General features: G+C 51.9%; 13 protein-coding genes. 1 reads left to right on the top strand and 12 read right to left on the bottom strand.

Going from position 1 to position 15066, the window contains the following annotated elements:
- Window positions 1–3: 3 nt before the first annotated feature.
- From DW720_RS01410 to glgB, 12 genes are all read right to left on the bottom strand, one after another.
- Complete coding sequence (locus DW720_RS01410; RefSeq protein ID WP_118569965.1) at window positions 4–882, bottom strand: radical SAM protein; 879 nt, start codon at window positions 880–882, stop codon at window positions 4–6.
- Window positions 845–2566, bottom strand: coding sequence for a metallophosphoesterase (locus tag DW720_RS01405; protein WP_118749176.1), 1722 nt, complete (start codon window positions 2564–2566; stop codon window positions 845–847). Before DW720_RS01405 ends, DW720_RS01410 begins: the two co-directional genes overlap by 38 nt.
- The gene (locus tag DW720_RS01400; protein ID WP_118749175.1) at window positions 2563–3060 is read right to left on the bottom strand and encodes a pyridoxamine 5'-phosphate oxidase family protein; all 498 of its coding nucleotides are present in this window, start codon (window positions 3058–3060) and stop codon (window positions 2563–2565) included. The genes DW720_RS01405 and DW720_RS01400 overlap by 4 nt, the downstream gene beginning before the upstream one ends.
- On the bottom strand, window positions 3060–4076 hold the full coding sequence (locus DW720_RS01395) for a LysR family transcriptional regulator (RefSeq protein ID WP_118469061.1): 1017 nt from the start codon (window positions 4074–4076) through the stop codon (window positions 3060–3062). The genes DW720_RS01400 and DW720_RS01395 overlap by 1 nt, the downstream gene beginning before the upstream one ends.
- A 378-nt stretch (window positions 4077–4454) precedes the next feature.
- Window positions 4455–4952, bottom strand: a complete 498-nt coding sequence (locus DW720_RS01390; RefSeq protein WP_118469059.1) for an 8-oxo-dGTP diphosphatase — start codon at window positions 4950–4952, stop codon at window positions 4455–4457.
- Between the two features lie 24 nt (window positions 4953–4976).
- The gene (locus DW720_RS01385; protein WP_118749174.1) at window positions 4977–6431 is read right to left on the bottom strand and encodes a metallophosphoesterase; all 1455 of its coding nucleotides are present in this window, start codon (window positions 6429–6431) and stop codon (window positions 4977–4979) included.
- Between the two features lie 292 nt (window positions 6432–6723).
- A complete protein-coding gene (locus DW720_RS01380) occupies window positions 6724–6996 on the bottom strand; it encodes a GIY-YIG nuclease family protein (protein WP_022359457.1) in 273 nt (90 codons plus the stop codon).
- A gap of 467 nt (window positions 6997–7463) precedes the next feature.
- On the bottom strand, window positions 7464–9035 hold the full coding sequence (locus DW720_RS01375; RefSeq protein WP_118749173.1) for an SPOCS domain-containing protein: 1572 nt from the start codon (window positions 9033–9035) through the stop codon (window positions 7464–7466).
- An 82-nt stretch (window positions 9036–9117) separates the two neighbouring features.
- On the bottom strand, window positions 9118–9798 hold the full coding sequence (cysE, locus tag DW720_RS01370) for a serine O-acetyltransferase (RefSeq protein ID WP_022359459.1): 681 nt from the start codon (window positions 9796–9798) through the stop codon (window positions 9118–9120).
- Between the two features lie 146 nt (window positions 9799–9944).
- On the bottom strand, window positions 9945–10508 hold the full coding sequence (locus DW720_RS01365) for an HD domain-containing protein (RefSeq protein ID WP_118749172.1): 564 nt from the start codon (window positions 10506–10508) through the stop codon (window positions 9945–9947).
- Window positions 10509–10551: 43 nt separating this feature from the next.
- On the bottom strand, window positions 10552–11442 hold the full coding sequence (locus tag DW720_RS01360; protein ID WP_118749171.1) for a mechanosensitive ion channel family protein: 891 nt from the start codon (window positions 11440–11442) through the stop codon (window positions 10552–10554).
- A gap of 21 nt (window positions 11443–11463) precedes the next feature.
- Entirely contained in the window at window positions 11464–13986 is a 2523-nt protein-coding gene (gene glgB, locus DW720_RS01355; RefSeq protein WP_243099682.1) for a 1,4-alpha-glucan branching protein GlgB, read from the bottom strand.
- A 550-nt stretch (window positions 13987–14536) separates the two neighbouring features.
- Here glgB and lepB point away from each other — a divergent pair.
- The gene (gene lepB, locus DW720_RS01350; RefSeq protein ID WP_227589452.1) at window positions 14537–15049 is read left to right on the top strand and encodes a signal peptidase I; all 513 of its coding nucleotides are present in this window, start codon (window positions 14537–14539) and stop codon (window positions 15047–15049) included.
- The last annotated feature ends 17 nt before the right edge of the window (window positions 15050–15066 follow it).

The raw sequence follows: 15066 nt of genomic DNA, 5'->3' as shown, positions 1-15066 counted from the left end.
CACTTATAAGAGATCGCCGGTCTCCCGGAATTTCCGGTAATGATGCGTTCTCTTTGCCTCCTCCAGTTTTTTAAGCATGGCCGGAATATCCCCGTTTAAGGTTCCCGCCAGAATCACGTAGTTCGACGCATGGTTCGTCCGGAATACTGTGCCCGGAGAATCCACATTTTTCAGGAAAATTTCCATTTCATCCACAATTTCATCCGGAGTTATCCGCTGGAACCGCCCTTCCACGACATCTGCATACATCGGCGTGCCCTCGTACAGGCGCAGCGTCAGGAAGGATGCGTACTCCGGGTTCATCGCCGTGATGAGCTTCGCACAGGACAAGGCATGTTCCTCCACCTTGCTGCGTCCGCCAAGCCCCGAAATCAGCGTCACTGAGGTCGCGATGCCGCAGCGTTTCAATTTTTGTCCTGCCTCAATGGTCTGTTCCGCCGTCACGCCTTTATTGATATATTTTAAAATCTCATTGTCGCCGGATTCCGCACCCACATAGACGATTCCGAGTCCCGCCTTGCGCAGGCGGATCAGCTCTTCTTCCGATTTTCGCAAAATATCCTGTGCCGTTCCGTAGGAAGCCACCCGCTTCACGCCCGGATACAGGCGGTGGATCGCATCCAGAATCACCAGAAGATCCTCTGTTTTCATAACCAGCGCATCGCCGTCCGCCAAAAATACCTTATCGATATACGGCGCATACGGATTGTGCGAAACCTCCGTCAAATCTGCCAGAATCTCTGTCAGGCTCCGGATCCGGAACTTCTTTTCTTTATACATATTGCAAAAGCCGCAGGTGTTGTGTGCACATCCGATCGTCACCTGAATGATCAGGCTGCGCGCCTCACTCGGCGGTCTGTATACAATTCCCTCGTAGTCCATATGATTCCTCCTTTTTCTGTATCTCCTCTGCCGGACTGCCCGCATCTGCTCCGGCAGTTTCCTCATTTTCTGCATTCTCCGGGTTTTCTATCGTCTCCCCCGGCAACGGGAAATCCACACCCGCTTTCAGCTCCAGCACCGTGTTGTCCGTCCGGGCATCGTGCAGGATCGCCTGCAGCCTTGCCAGCCAGAAATCATTGCCGCTATAACGGATCCAGTACTGATATGCCTCGCTTTTTCTGATCTTTGCCACATCAATCTTCGTGCCCGAACAATAATCACGGTTCATATCGGCATAGAGCCTTGCCATCTCTTCTTTGATATCCTTTGATGCCGACTGCAGCGCCTTAAACGCCTGTTCCGAAATCACATCTACCAGAAACTGATCCGCATAAGCATCAAAATTGAGAAGATTCTCGTCTTCTTCCCCGTAGCGCTGCGCCCAGCCTGCTATGTCTACCTTTTTTGTATGGTAGGACAGACTGCCATCCGCCTGCCAGTTTAGGATACTGTACTGGCACGGCGCCATTGGAAGCGGAGAAGTCACTATCTCCCGGATTCCATATCCGCCCGGTGTGTTCAGATTTGACGTATGCTTCTTGATTCTCTGCAAATGCAGATGCCCGCTCAAATACACCGGAACTCCATATGCTTCCAGAAGCGCGGTCACTTCTTTCGTATTTTCAATCGTGCATTCCTCCGGATAGAGTGTACTCTCATCCAGCAGATTGTGGTGTGAAACCGGAATGACCGTCACACCCTGTTTTTTCGCCTCCTCCAGCTGTGTTTTCATCCACGCAACCGTCTCTTCGCTTAGCTTTCCGCCCGTCTCATGGACCGGTTCACACATGCAGCTGTCCAGCATCATCAGCCAATATTTTTCATCCAGGCGGTAAACATAACTCAGCGAATCCGAAGCCCGGGACACCGCCTGATCATAGCCAAACTTATGGTAAATCTGGTAAAACTCTTCCGAACTTGTTCCCTCTGCCGGGGATACCTGATCATCAAAATACGTTGCCGCCCACGGGTGGTTAATATCATGGTTGCCCGGAATCACCAGCACCGGAATTCCCGCTGCCTGCACCCGCTCTAGCTTCTCTGCAAGCGCTTCATGGTTTGCTTTCTCACCATTCTGGGAGAGATCTCCGCTCAAAACCAGTGCCGATGGATGCGCCGTCCGCACCTCCTCCAGAAATGCCTCCGTGATCTCATCCAGATACGGCACGATCGTCCCATCATTTCCCATCGTATAGGTATCAAACGCCGACTGGAAATCTGTCATCTGCGGGGACTGATAGTGAAGATCCGTCGCCAGCCAGATGGTCGGCGGCATATAAACTGTCTCTTCCTGTGCCTTCTGGGGCTCTTTTTTTCTTTTATACAGCTGCTTCCGGGAAGTCCGGCGCTTTAAAGCCGTTTCTCCATCCGAAGCGTTCTCATCTGCATCATCCTGTATCACTTCCCCGGCGGATGATTCATCCTCCTCCAGATTCCCGGCGGCTCTATTTTTTTCATTCTCCGCCACATCGCCACCATCTGTCTCAGCTTCCGAAGCTTCCGTCCCGGATGCATGCTTTTTCCCTGCATCCGGCACCAGCCATACAACCAGAAAAAGTGCGAGGACCAGCAGCAGAAGCTGTGCCCCCCGCACCAGAATCGACATCTGTCTTAACTGTTTCATGGCTGCTCCGGTTTCGGCGCATTGCTCTTACCTGTCAGAGTTTCCACACGCAGGCAGAGGACGGTGGTTCTCGCCGCTACCTCCGGAGCAAACTCATACGGTCCGCCCTCCGGGTCATACTGCTGCATGATCCTTGTCAGTGCCTCTCCTTTCTCCCCAGGATCAGCCACACGGGATAACCGTCCAGTGCCGCAGACACTCTCATAAATCATCGTGCTTCTGCATGCCGGTTCCAGAATCTTTATCTCTTTTTCATTCTGCACACAGAATGCCACCCGGTTGTCGCGCTCCATATGCTCAATCTTCGTTCCCACCGGAGCGCCGTGAAAATACAGCACCGGCGTCTCCTGGTCTTCGTTCCACACAAAACCATAATTTAACGGGATCACATACGGGTATTTATCCCCAGAAAAGGCGATACTACACACCCGGCAGTGTTCCAAAATGGCTTTCTGCCCGTCTTTCGACTCAATCGCACGTTCTCCTCTTCGCATTATTTATCCCCCTTCTTATCCGAACCTTTCTTCTCCTGATTCTCTTTCTCCCGTTGCTCCCGTACCTTCTGGAACGCCTCGTCGCCGACTGCCACGCGGATAAACTCCTCCATCGCCTTCGTGAGGTACTTATTTCTCTTCTTGTACAAATAAACGTAACGGACCGCCAGCTCTTCATTCATCTTGTAAAAGCACAGCGGCACTTCATATGGAAGATTGACGATCAGGCCATCCGGGATGAAGGCCGCGCCCACGCCCCGTCCTGCCATGTTGAACGCAGAGACAACCTGGTCCGGTTTCATGATAATATTCGGCGAATAATTCTGGCGGCTGCACATCTTCATGCTACGCTTGTAAATGCTGTTTTCCTCTTTAACGAAGATAAACGGAGTACTCTTTAAGAGCGGCAGCGGCAGTACCGGGAACTCCGCCTGACTGTGGCGTCCTGCCCGGATATCTTCCGCGGTAAGCTGATACTGGGTCAGCTCCTCATTGATCGGAAAACTCTTCGGAACAGCCAGAATAATTCTCTCCGTGCTATAATAATACTTTTCATAATTTTTGTCATCCAGTTCCGAGTTATCGATCAGAAGATCCAGTTCCTCGGCAACCAGCTTATCGGTCAGCTGTGTGGTCGTGCCCTCCTGCAGATCAATCTTGATCTGCGGATACCGATGGGAAAACTCGCTCAACACGCCCGGAAGTACAAACGAGGTAAAAAAGATCGTTCCGCCAACCGACAGCTTGCCCGCCAGAAGCCCATTTAAATTATTCAGTTGATTGAGCGTGTTCTGTTCCAGCGCAAACAGCTTTTCGATCGCGTCGATATAAACTTCACCGCCCGGCGTCAGTCCGATCGGAGAGGTGCTCCGGTCAAAAATCGGAGTTCCTATCTTTTTCTCCACCTTCTTGATCGCCGTGCTTAACGCCGGCTGCGTAATATACAGTTTCTGCGCCGCCTTCGAAAAACTCTTTTCCTCGTAGACCGCGTATACATACTCTTTTCCGTCGAACATGTTTCCTCCTATGTACCCTGCTTTTTCTCATCGCTGCATCCTGCGGGATATTTCATCCCGAAACTTCCCGCCCGTGAACATTCTCATTCCGTTCCATTCTTTTCCCTTTATCTACAGAGTTTCCGGCACTTTTGTCCACTTATGATTCTATAACAAAAAATTTATAATAATTATCTTCTTATTTATATTTGATTATATACGATGAATGATATATAATCAAGTTAAAGATAAGGAACAAGAGAAAATAATTCATCTTCTTATCTTTCTGGCATAGCCAACCACCCCGATTTTCCCCAAAATCGGTTCCCATATATTGATTATTCCTCATGAGCACGCACTGCAGAACCCTCGTTCCCCAACCAACCCGCAGTTGCGTGCTTATTTGTATGTAATTTTTACCCCGTCCAGCTCAGCTTCTATCAGCTCGTCCCCATCATATGACAATTTCAATGAAAAAAACGTATCCCTTTCAATCAGAAGCTTCAAAAAGATCCGATCGCCGTCCCAGAGCCGCAGAGCCGGCACATCCTTTTTCGCCACCCAGGCAAGCTCGCCCTCGTCACATTCGCGAAGCGTTCCCTCAAATCCATCCGCCGTGTACAGGCACATATATTCCGTCGGCCAGCCTTTCGCGATAAACGTCACGATTCCGCGGAATCGCCAGGAAGTCAGAGTCAGCCCTGTCTCCTCCTTCACTTCGCGCAGCAGGCAGTTCTCCGGGCTTTCATTCTCCTCAAAATGTCCGCCGACGCCAATCCATTTTCCTTCATTCACATCCTGTTTCTTCTTGATTCGGTGCAGCATCAGATATGAATCGTCTTTTTCAATGTAGCAGAGCGTTGTCAGCGGCGAACGCTGTTTTTTTGTCTCTCCCATGCCTCCTGGTACCTCCATTTTTATTTAATGTACGCTCGGAATCTTCAGATGCCCGTAGTCCTTCGCCTCGTCCTCCAGGATATTCTGCAGAAAATCGCTCAGTTCGCTGACATAGCCGATCTTGTTCCAATCTTTCAGCACCGGATTTTCCTTTGCGGCTTCCTCGATCTGATACATCCGTCCTTCATAATAATTCACGCACAGATCCGCGTAGTACGAAGCCATTTCCTGTTTCTTCTCGTCCGTAAAAAATGCGTGGCGATCCTCGATATGGCGATTCAGATCCCGGATTGCATCGCGGATTGCCGCCCGACGCAGGATCGACTCCGAATAGGCCGTAAAATCTGCCAGATCTCGGTTGTGGTACGAGTGGCGTATCGCCCAGCCGTCCACATCGACAGGTTTCGCATCATACTGGTAGGTCCCGTCGTTCCAGATGCGGACAATCCCGTAATGGCACGGAGCCATCACCATGGAACCCGTCACAACCTCATAGATGCCCGTGTCCTCGTCTTCCTTATAATGCTGGATATGCAGATGTCCGCTCAAGTGCAGGCGCACGCCATAATCCGACAGCATCCGCACCAGTTCCTCGTTGTGCTCGATCGTACAGTTGTCATAAAAGGTCCGGCTCACTCCGCTCTCATCCAGCAGGTTATGATGGCTGACGGATATCACGCGGGCGCCTTCCCGCTCCGCCTCTTCCAGAATCGGCTCCATCCACTCATACGTTTCCCGGCGGATCATGCCGCCGACCTCATTTTTCGGTTCATACTGACAGGAATCCAGCATCAGCACCCAGTTTGCACTGTCTATCTTATAAAGATAACTCAGCGATGCCGGATCCCGGCTGTCCGCCGCTACATAGCCAAAATCCGCATAGATATCCCGGAACTCGTCCGCTGTGATGGACTCCACCTTTTCCGCTCCATCCGCCGTATAGCGGCGGGCATCCGGGTTATTGATATCGTGGTTTCCCGGTATAACCGCGACCTCAATTCCCGCCTCGCTGAGTCTTTCCAGAAGTTCTGCCAGTTCCTCATGGCTCGCTTTCTCTCCGTCCAGCGTCAGATCTCCGCTCAGAATCAGGAGGTCTGGATCTTCCTCCTTCATATCATCGAGAAAAGCGTCCATGACCTCCCAGCCGTACTCCAGCACGCGCCCGTCTCCGCCCCTCGCCATTCCGACAAAGGAATCACAGCGGTTTCCTGCCAGTTTCTCGGCAAAATAGTGCATATCCGTTGCCACCACGATCTTCTTTTCCACGAAATGGTCCTCGGTTTCCTCTTCCCCGCTTTCTTCGTCTTCGGCAGCCTCATGGCTCTCCTGTGTCTCCTCTGTCTCAGTTGTCTCAGTCTCCGACTCCTGTGTGGCACCCGGACTTTCCGTTTCCGCCTCGCTGGAAACCTCCGTCGTGTCTGCCTCCTTCGATAGAAACGAACAGCCGCCAAGCAGCGCTGCCAGAAGGGCTGTTGCCATCACTATACATCCTTTGTTTCTTCTACCTTTTCTCACTGTACCTATCCGCTCCTGTTTTCTCTCCATCTTTCAATTTCTGTAACTGTTCAGTACCTTCACAGTCACGCGCAAAAATCCATTAAAAATTGCCTACGGCAATGGGATTTTTGCCTGCTGGCCCATGTTTTCGTACGGTCAGCACAGTAAATGTGCAGACCTACTGAACAGTTACCAATTTCTACTGCTGTTTCTTGCCTTTACCGCTATTGTTTGTACCAATTCTTCGTACATAATCTGCCCCGGCGCGATATATCTACGTCTCGTCATCCACCGGAAGCTCCGTCCGTCCCAGCGCTGCCATCGCCTCTTTTTCCTTTTTGGTCAGTTTCTTGATCGCTGCCTCCCGGCGCATCGCCTCGCTGCGCGTCGCATATTCTTCATAGTATGCCAGCACTACCGGACGGCGGGTTTTCGTGTATTTTGCACCTTTCCCGGCATTGTGCGCCGCCACCCGCGCTGCCAGATGGTTCGTCCACCCGCAGTACAAGGTTCCGTCCGCGCAGCGCAAAAGATATGTATAATTCATGCCTCATCCTGCCTTTATGGTTCGCACTCCCGACAAAAATTTCTCAGTACACAGGAAAACGCATCCGGACGCCCTATGTAAACGGCGCCGCGCCTTGCAATGCACGGGCACCGCCCGGTTCGGGAAACTCCTTCCCCGGATCTATCATCAAGCACCGGCCGGATGCGTTTTCCTGGCTTACAAGGCAAAAATCCTTTGTCAAAGTCAAATCTGCATGGATTTTTGCTTGTAACTGTAAAGATATTGAACCGTTACAATAATAGTATATAAAGTTTTCCCCCAAATGCAACCATTCCGGCTGGATTTTTTGTTACTGTACACGCATACGTGTCCAGTAACGGAATTTGCCGTGGCTTCGAATTTCAATACGGCAAATTCCTGCTGCCACCACGTTTCCTTACGGCACTTTCGGTCCCAAAAGTGCCCACCCGTGAACAGAAACGATTTTTTCTCTCTAAAATTCCTACCTATGAACAGTTACCCGCCGTTACCTCTTTGATCAGAAGCAGCCGCGCCCCTGCACCGGCTTCCTCCCCGTCGATTTCATTCATTTCCCGCACCTGATCCACCGTCGTGTGGAATTTTTTTGCAATTTTCCACAGAGAATCCCCCGGCTGCACAATATAACCCACAATCCCTGGCTGCTGCTCCCAGCGCTTTAAATCGAACGGCTGTGTCTGCACGGATGTAACCACCTCTTCCTGCATCGGCTGGAATACAAGCAGTTCCACCGTGAGCTGCGCCTTGACCTCCGCCTCACCGCCGCCCAGCATCACCGCGCCGAGCTGTTCCAGCCCCAGATTCAACTGCCAGACGCAGTCTTCCCGGATCCCCTCCGCCTCGACCGTGCCGGAAAATGGCAGAACCTCAGAAATTGCCCCGACCGGCGCCGCGTCATCATCCGTCAGATACAGGAGACTGACTTCCAACACTCCCTCGATCGCCAGACCGTTTTCTGACGGGCGGCTCTCATCCAGCCGGACAATCCCACTGCTGTGGCAAATCTGCAGAATTCGCTCCGGTTTCTGAAAAGAAACACTTCCGCCCACCCGCATTTTGCAGCTGTTGCGCGTCAAAAGCCGGTCAAAGCACACCTTCCCTTGCTCGCTCACGACCTCGCAGCCGGTCGAATAGAGATCGCTTAAAAGTTCCACTGATTCTTCTTTATAAAGGCGGATGTCCAGCTCCAGCACCGCCTCCACTTCCACTTCGCGCATCTCCCCATCGCTGTCCGGCTTTTTGCCCGCCTCTGCATGAAGAATCCGGACCCCGACCGCCGGGATCATCTCCTCCACCGCCTCCGAGAGTTCCACTTCACCGGAAAACGGAATACTCTCCTCCAACCACTGAACCGGCGTGTGCTCGCCCTCGCCGCTGTAAATCAGGAACACCGACAATTCACCGTCCAGATGCAGTTTTCCATCCAACGGGCGCACCGAAACATCCCGAAGACGCATCTCCTGCCAGAGAATCGTCTCAATATTCGGCTTATTTGCCGATACGCTTACTTCCTCCCGGACCCGGTAGATATCTTTGCGCCGCACTGCAAGCGTCGCTGCCGGAACGCTTCTCTTCAGGACTTGCAGCCCCGCATCATCCGTCTCGACATCCGCGGCAGCCTGCACATCGACGCGGCTTTCCGCCCGCACCGTAAGCGTCAGCACCGCTTTGGCGCTCAGCTTGCGCGAATGAATCATGGTAATATTCAAATCTTCGATATTCCATACGATCTGCGTATAGTCGCGCTCCGAAAGCTCCGGCACATTGACCGTTTCCTCAAATGGGATCTCCCCGCCCATCGCCTGCAGCCCGCCCGACTCCCGGCGGTACAGCACCCGGAACACAAGCTTTCCCCGGATCAGCACCTTTTCTCCCTGAATCCGTGAATTTTCTATCTGAACCTCCCCGTCTGACAGCAGTATCTGCACCGCATCATCCAGCGCATCCGGCACAATAAAATCATCATCCAGCGTCAGCTGCGACACCGCCGTCCCCCTCTGCCGGTTCATATGTATCTCTTTTTTGATCAGCTCTATCATAAAAAACGCCCCTTTCCAAACCGCACGCATTTCTCTCAAAGAAATTTATGCAGCCGAAAGGGGTGTTATGAATAATTTTGTGTCAGGCTTTCTCCTGTCCTGCCCGCACTGCCTCCAGTTCCTTCCGCAGGTTTGCCGACTCTTCTCTAAGTTCCTGAAGCTCTTTCCGGAGCGCGTCGATTTGCTCTAAAATACGCTGATCGTCCTCGCCGATGATCATCTTCTGCTTCTTCGGCAGCGCCACGCCGTCCTTCTTGACCGGACGCGCCGGAATGCCGACAGCCGTGGTATTTTCCTCGAGCGGGCGGAGCAGAACCGCATTTGCCGCTACGGAACAGTTATCACCGACCTCGAAAGAACCGAGAATCTTTGCGCCGGAACCGACCGTCACATTATTTCCCAGCGTCGGATGACGTTTACCCTTCTGTGTTCCGACACCGCCCAGCGTCACACCCTGGTAAATCGTACAGTTGTCACCGACCACCGCCGTCTCACCGATGACAACGCCGCAGCCGTGGTCAATCAGAATACCGTGTCCGAGCTGTGCACCCGGATGAATCTCAATCAATGTAAAGAAACGTGCCACCTGTGAAATCAGGCGCGCAATGAAAAACATATGGTGCTCATAAAACCAGTGCGCCACCCGGTGCCAGATCAGGGCATGTACGCCCTGATATAAAAGTAGTACCTCCAATGCATTTCTCGCAGCCGGATCTCGCTCCTGAACCGCTTTTACATCCATCCAAATATCTTTTAAAATCATGTCTCTTCCCCTTTTACTGAACTGAATGACCTTTCCGTTTCCGCAAAATCTCAGAACCTATCGTCCTTCTCTTCTCCGACAGCCATTCTTTCTGATTGGCTGCTGCAGTTTCTCATTGTCATCCTATGTTGTTTTTATGCTGCCGTTCATATTTTTTGTAAACTACAACACCCTGCGATCCCGCCAAATACCTTGCCGCAGAGACGCACATATTCCTGATATTCCGGTGTCTCATTCAAATCCTTCAAAAGGTCTATCATCGACGTGTAATACCACGCCTGTTTCTCTCTGTCCTTCATATTAAACCGCTGCCAGAGCTCCTCCCCGACCAACAGATAGTCACGCGCCATGCTGCGGATATTGCTCAGCTTGTCCGCCATCGTCAGGATCTTCTCCGCCTGGCTCGCTGTTTTCAGATGTTCCAGCGTGTGCCCCTTGCGCTCAATCCAGGTTTTGGACTTATCCTCGCTCTCCGCCGCGACCAGATCCGCAACCCGGGTGCCAAACTCCTGTTTCAAATCCTCGTAGGTCACACCCGTGTCCTCGATCGTATCATGCAGAAGTGCCGCTGCCAGTATCTCCTCATCGTTCGTCAGCATCGACGCAATCAGCGCCGTCTCCAGCGGATGAACGATATACGGAATTCTGGTTCCCTTCCGGTGTGCGCCCTTATGCGCCTGTTCTGCGAATTTTGCCGCTCTGTCAATCATGGTTGTTCCTCTGTCTATATTGCTTATACTGTTTAAACAATTGCTACTGTTTTAAATGTACATCCATCTTGTTGTATGGAATTTCGATGCCCGCCTCGTCAAATGACAGCTTGATCTGTTCCAGAATGTCCCATCTCGTCTGCCAGTAATCGGCCGTCTCTACCCAGCCCCGGATGCCAAGCACCACGCTGCTGTCGCCCAGGCTGTCCACAAATACCTTGATGTCCTCATCCTTCTTCACCATCGGATGTTCCCGGTAAACGCGCTCTAACACCGCCTTTGCCGTCCGGATATCCGCCTCATAGGCAATACCGACCTTGAGCTCCAGCATCCGCTTGTCCATCGCCGTCACATTGGTCACGGTTGAGTTTGAAAGGGTGCCATTCGGGATGGTAATTGCTTTATTATCGGTTGTCAGGATAGTCGTGTAAACCAGCCCGACCATCGAAACCCTTCCTTCCCCGGACGGGGAAATGATATAATCACCCACCCGGAACGGTTTCATAATTAAAATCAAGAGTCCGCCCGCAAAGTTTCCAAGACTCTGCTGGAGCGCCAAACTCAGCGCAAGACCTGCCGCGCCAAGAACCGCCACAATCGAGGCGCTGTCCATGCCAAGCTGCCCTGCAATCATAAAAAGCAGGAATACATTCATCACAAACTGGGTCAGAGCCCGCAGGAAACGGGTCACGCCCACATCCATACCGGCATGCTCCATCGAGCGGGACAGCATCTTCTCGATCATCGAGATGATCTTCCGTCCAATCAGGAAAATGATGAACACCACCAGTACCTTCTGTCCCAATGCCATAAGCCCCGGACCAATCCGATGCATGATCGAAGCCATCGTATCCACGTTCAAATTTGCCGGATCCGATAGTGACTCTGCTACCGCCGCGATCTCCTCGCCTGTCAGCTCTGCCGCTGTTGCCATCTATTTCATTCCTTCCTGTACTTACTCTTTTCCCACCTTTTTATCCAGACCTTCTTCCAATCCCGCCTGTCGTCTCGCAATCGAGGACAGACTGATAATCTTGGAGGAAAGCCCCGCCTTCGCCTCTGCCAGCTTATCTGAAATACCCGCCAAGCGTTCTGCTGCCGCAGCAGCTGTCCCCCCGGCTTTTCCATTGAATGCCGACGCTGCCTCCGCCATCATGCTCTGGGGATCGGTTTCTGCCTTTTCTTTTACACTCTTAGTGCTGTGGGTCGTCTTCTTCACCTTCGCCGGTTTTTCCTTCTTCTCCGGCTCCGTCGGCGTGCAGCTGAAGACACTGATGCCAAGCGGTGCCAGCTGGATCGTGATGGAATTGTCCTTTCCATCACATTCCTCTGCCTTCGAGGACTTCATACGCGGATTGACCTTTCCGCTTCCGCCGAATTTCTCCGCATCGCTGTTGAAAATCTCTTTGTATTTTCCCTTAAACGGTACGCCGACCGCCAGCTTCTCATGCAGCTGCGGGGCAAAATTGCAGACAAAGAGCAGTGTCTCATCCGCGCCGCGCCGGAGAAATGCAATGATATTGTCCGCTGCATCCATGCAGTTGATCCACTCGAAGCCCTCCGTCTGATAATCTTTCTGATAGAGTGCCGGATGGCTGGTATAAAAGTGATTTAACTCCTTCACATACTCCTTCATCTGGCTGTGGATCGGATACTGCAGCAGCTCCCACTCGATCGATGCATTCTCATTCCACTCATCCATCTGGGCGAAATCCTGTCCCATGAAGAGGAGTTTCTTGCCCGGATGTCCCATCATAAAACCGTATGCCGCCCGCAGGTTCGCAAACTTGTCCTCAAACGTCTGTCCCGGCATCTTATTGACCAGGGAACCCTTTCCGTGAACCACCTCGTCGTGTGAGAAGACGAGGACGAAATTTTCACTGTAGGCGTAAATCATGCTGAAGGTCAGCTCATTGTAGTGGTGGCACCGGAAATATGGATCCTGCTCCATATAGCCCAGAAAATCGTTCATCCAGCCCATGTTCCATTTATAATCAAAGCCAAGACCGCCGTTCTTCACGTCACCGGTAACCTTCGGCCATGCCGTCGATTCCTCGGCAATCAGAATCGCGCCGTCCTTGCGTCCCCTGAAGACAGAGTTCAGATGCTTTAAGAACTCGACCGCCTCCAGATTCTCATGACCGCCGTACATATTGGCAATCCATTCACCCGGATTCTTGCCATAATCCAGATACAGCATCGACGCCACCGCATCAAACCGGATGCCGTCCGCGTGATAGCGGTCCGCCCAGAACATCGCATTCGCAATCAGGAAGTTTGAAACCCCCGGTCTGCCGTAGTTGTAGATCAGCGTACCCCAGTGCGGATGCGCCCCCTGTCTCGGATCCTTGTGCTCATAGAGGCAGCTTCCGTCAAACTGCGCCATGCCCCATGCATCACGCGGGAAATGTGCCGGAACCCAGTCAAGGATAACGCCGATTCCCTGTCCGTGCAGATAATCCATAAAATACATGAAATCATCCGGTGTGCCGAAGCGGCTGGTCGGTGCGTAATATCCTGTCACCTGATAGCCCCACGAAGCATCCAGCGGATGTTCCATGACCGGCAGAAGTTCCACATGGGTATACCCCATTTCCTTCACATATTCCGCCAGCTTGACCGCTATCTCACGGTAATTGTAAAACTCCGATCCGACAATCTCGCGTCCTCTCTTATCCACCTCGGTCGGTTTTCGCATCCAGGAACCGAGATGTACCTCATAGATCGACATCGGCGCCGTCTTCGTGTCGAGCGCCGCCCGTTTCTTCATCCAGTCCTGATCGTTCCATTTATATTCGTCCAGATCCCAGACGATGGATGCCGTGTTCGGTCTAAGTTCCGCATAGTTCGCATACGGATCCGCCTTCAGCGCCGGGTCGCCGTTCTTGAACTTAATTTCATATTTATAAACAGCGCCCTTTTTTAGCTCCGGGATAAAAATCTCAAACACACCCGAATCTCCCAACCGCCGCATCTGGCTGCGTCTGCCATCCCACAGGTTGAAATCACCGACAACACTCACGCGCATCGCTTCCGGCGCCCAGACTGCAAAATAGACGCCGCTCACACCTTTGACCGTCATCGGATGCGCGCCCATCTTATTATAAATGCTGTAGTGGACGCCCGCCTCGAATTTCTTCAAATCCGATTCCGTAAACTGCGGTGCAAAGGAATACGGATCGTGTATCTCACTTAACGTACCATTATCATAAAACACAAGGAGGGTATAATCCGCCAGAGTCTTGCGCGGAATCAGCGCCGCAAAAAAGCCAGTCTCGTCCGCCATCTCCATCTGGTACTGCTTGCCGGTTGCCGAAAGTTTGACCGTAATATCGCGCGCCGTCGGAATAAACGCCTGTACCAGCATTCCCTCCGGCGTCATATGGGCTCCCAGCATCCGGTGCGGGTTTGCCGCTTCCGAATAGACAATTTCTTCAATTCCAGCCCAGTCCATCAGATCGTATAATGTTTTATCCATACATACGCCCCCTTGCGTTCCTTTGTGGTTTTTGGTTTTAGCTTCATTTTAGCATCCCGCGCCCAATAATACAATCATACACTTCAAAACATTTATGAATTTTCCCGAAATTTCGTGAAAAAACTTGATAAATCAAGGCATCTCATATACACTATTATGGCAGAAGGTTACCATATTACAGTAGCCTATTACTGCTCATGCGTTGCACAAACGTTACTGCCGTAGCAGACACCTTTGGAACTGAAAGTGCCATAAGATAACGTCACACAGACAGCAACAGCAGAGAGAGGAGATATATATGGAAGATCAAGATAGAGACCATATTTCGTCCCGAAGCCATTTCTCCGGGCGTTCCGATCAGGAACTGGATGAGATGCTCGATGAACTCCGCGCCGGAAAAATCGGCATCAACCAGCCGGGCCAGAACTCTTCGGAACACGATTCGGAAGATACGCCCGAAGAGAACGACAACGCTTCAGGTACCGGAAATGCCACAAAATCCAAGAAGGGCAAGAGCCGCAAGGAAGGCTTCAATCTCAAGGACGAGGTCATAAGCTGGATTCAGGTCCTGGTTGCCGCCGCTATTATCGCATTCTGCGTCAACCATTTCATCATCGCCAACAGCGAAGTCCCGACCAGCTCGATGGAAACGACCATCATGGCTGGCGACCGCGTCATCGGCTCACGGTTAAGCTACAAATTCGGAGATCCGCAGCGGGGTGACATCGCCATTTTCATTTATCCGGATGATGAAGCGAAAGGCATCAAAACGTACTATGTCAAACGTATCATCGGTATGCCGGGCGACACGATCGACATCGTGGACGGCAAGGTATACTTAAATGGTTCCGATACACCGCTCGACGAGCCGTATCTGCATGAACCGATGGAACCGGAAGAACCGCAGCACTACGAAGTGCCGGATGGCTGCTATTTCATGCTGGGCGACAACCGGAACTATTCCAACGACGCCCGCCGCTGGACGCACAAATACGTCAAGCGCGACAAACTGGTTGCCAAGGTACTGTTCCAGTATTTTCCGAAGATCCAGAAACTGAATTAACCCAATATTTACTTTAG

Source organism: Clostridium sp. AM27-28 (genome assembly GCF_003480955.1).
GTDB lineage: Bacteria > Bacillota > Clostridia > Lachnospirales > Lachnospiraceae > Otoolea > Otoolea fessa.
Note: the sequence above shows the minus strand (reverse complement) of the source record. Positions and strands in the feature narration are given on the sequence as shown.

What these genes read in the sequence shown, in the direction of transcription:
- DW720_RS01375 (WP_118749173.1), bottom strand. Translation starts at nt 9,035, where the DNA reads ATGATAGAGCTGATCAAAAAAGAGATACATATGAACCGGCAGAGGGGG.
- DW720_RS01360 (WP_118749171.1), bottom strand. Translation starts at nt 11,442, where the DNA reads ATGGCAACAGCGGCAGAGCTGACAGGCGAGGAGATCGCGGCGGTAGCA.
- DW720_RS01385 (WP_118749174.1), bottom strand. Translation starts at nt 6,431, where the DNA reads ATGGCAACAGCCCTTCTGGCAGCGCTGCTTGGCGGCTGTTCGTTTCTA.
- DW720_RS01365 (WP_118749172.1), bottom strand. Translation starts at nt 10,508, where the DNA reads ATGATTGACAGAGCGGCAAAATTCGCAGAACAGGCGCATAAGGGCGCA.
- cysE (WP_022359459.1), bottom strand. Translation starts at nt 9,798, where the DNA reads ATGATTTTAAAAGATATTTGGATGGATGTAAAAGCGGTTCAGGAGCGA.
- DW720_RS01395 (WP_118469061.1), bottom strand. Translation starts at nt 4,076, where the DNA reads ATGTTCGACGGAAAAGAGTATGTATACGCGGTCTACGAGGAAAAGAGT.
- DW720_RS01400 (WP_118749175.1), bottom strand. Translation starts at nt 3,060, where the DNA reads ATGCGAAGAGGAGAACGTGCGATTGAGTCGAAAGACGGGCAGAAAGCC.
- glgB (WP_243099682.1), bottom strand. Translation starts at nt 13,986, where the DNA reads ATGGATAAAACATTATACGATCTGATGGACTGGGCTGGAATTGAAGAA.
- DW720_RS01380 (WP_022359457.1), bottom strand. Translation starts at nt 6,996, where the DNA reads ATGAATTATACATATCTTTTGCGCTGCGCGGACGGAACCTTGTACTGC.
- DW720_RS01405 (WP_118749176.1), bottom strand. Translation starts at nt 2,566, where the DNA reads ATGAAACAGTTAAGACAGATGTCGATTCTGGTGCGGGGGGCACAGCTT.
- DW720_RS01390 (WP_118469059.1), bottom strand. Translation starts at nt 4,952, where the DNA reads ATGGGAGAGACAAAAAAACAGCGTTCGCCGCTGACAACGCTCTGCTAC.
- DW720_RS01410 (WP_118569965.1), bottom strand. Translation starts at nt 882, where the DNA reads ATGGACTACGAGGGAATTGTATACAGACCGCCGAGTGAGGCGCGCAGC.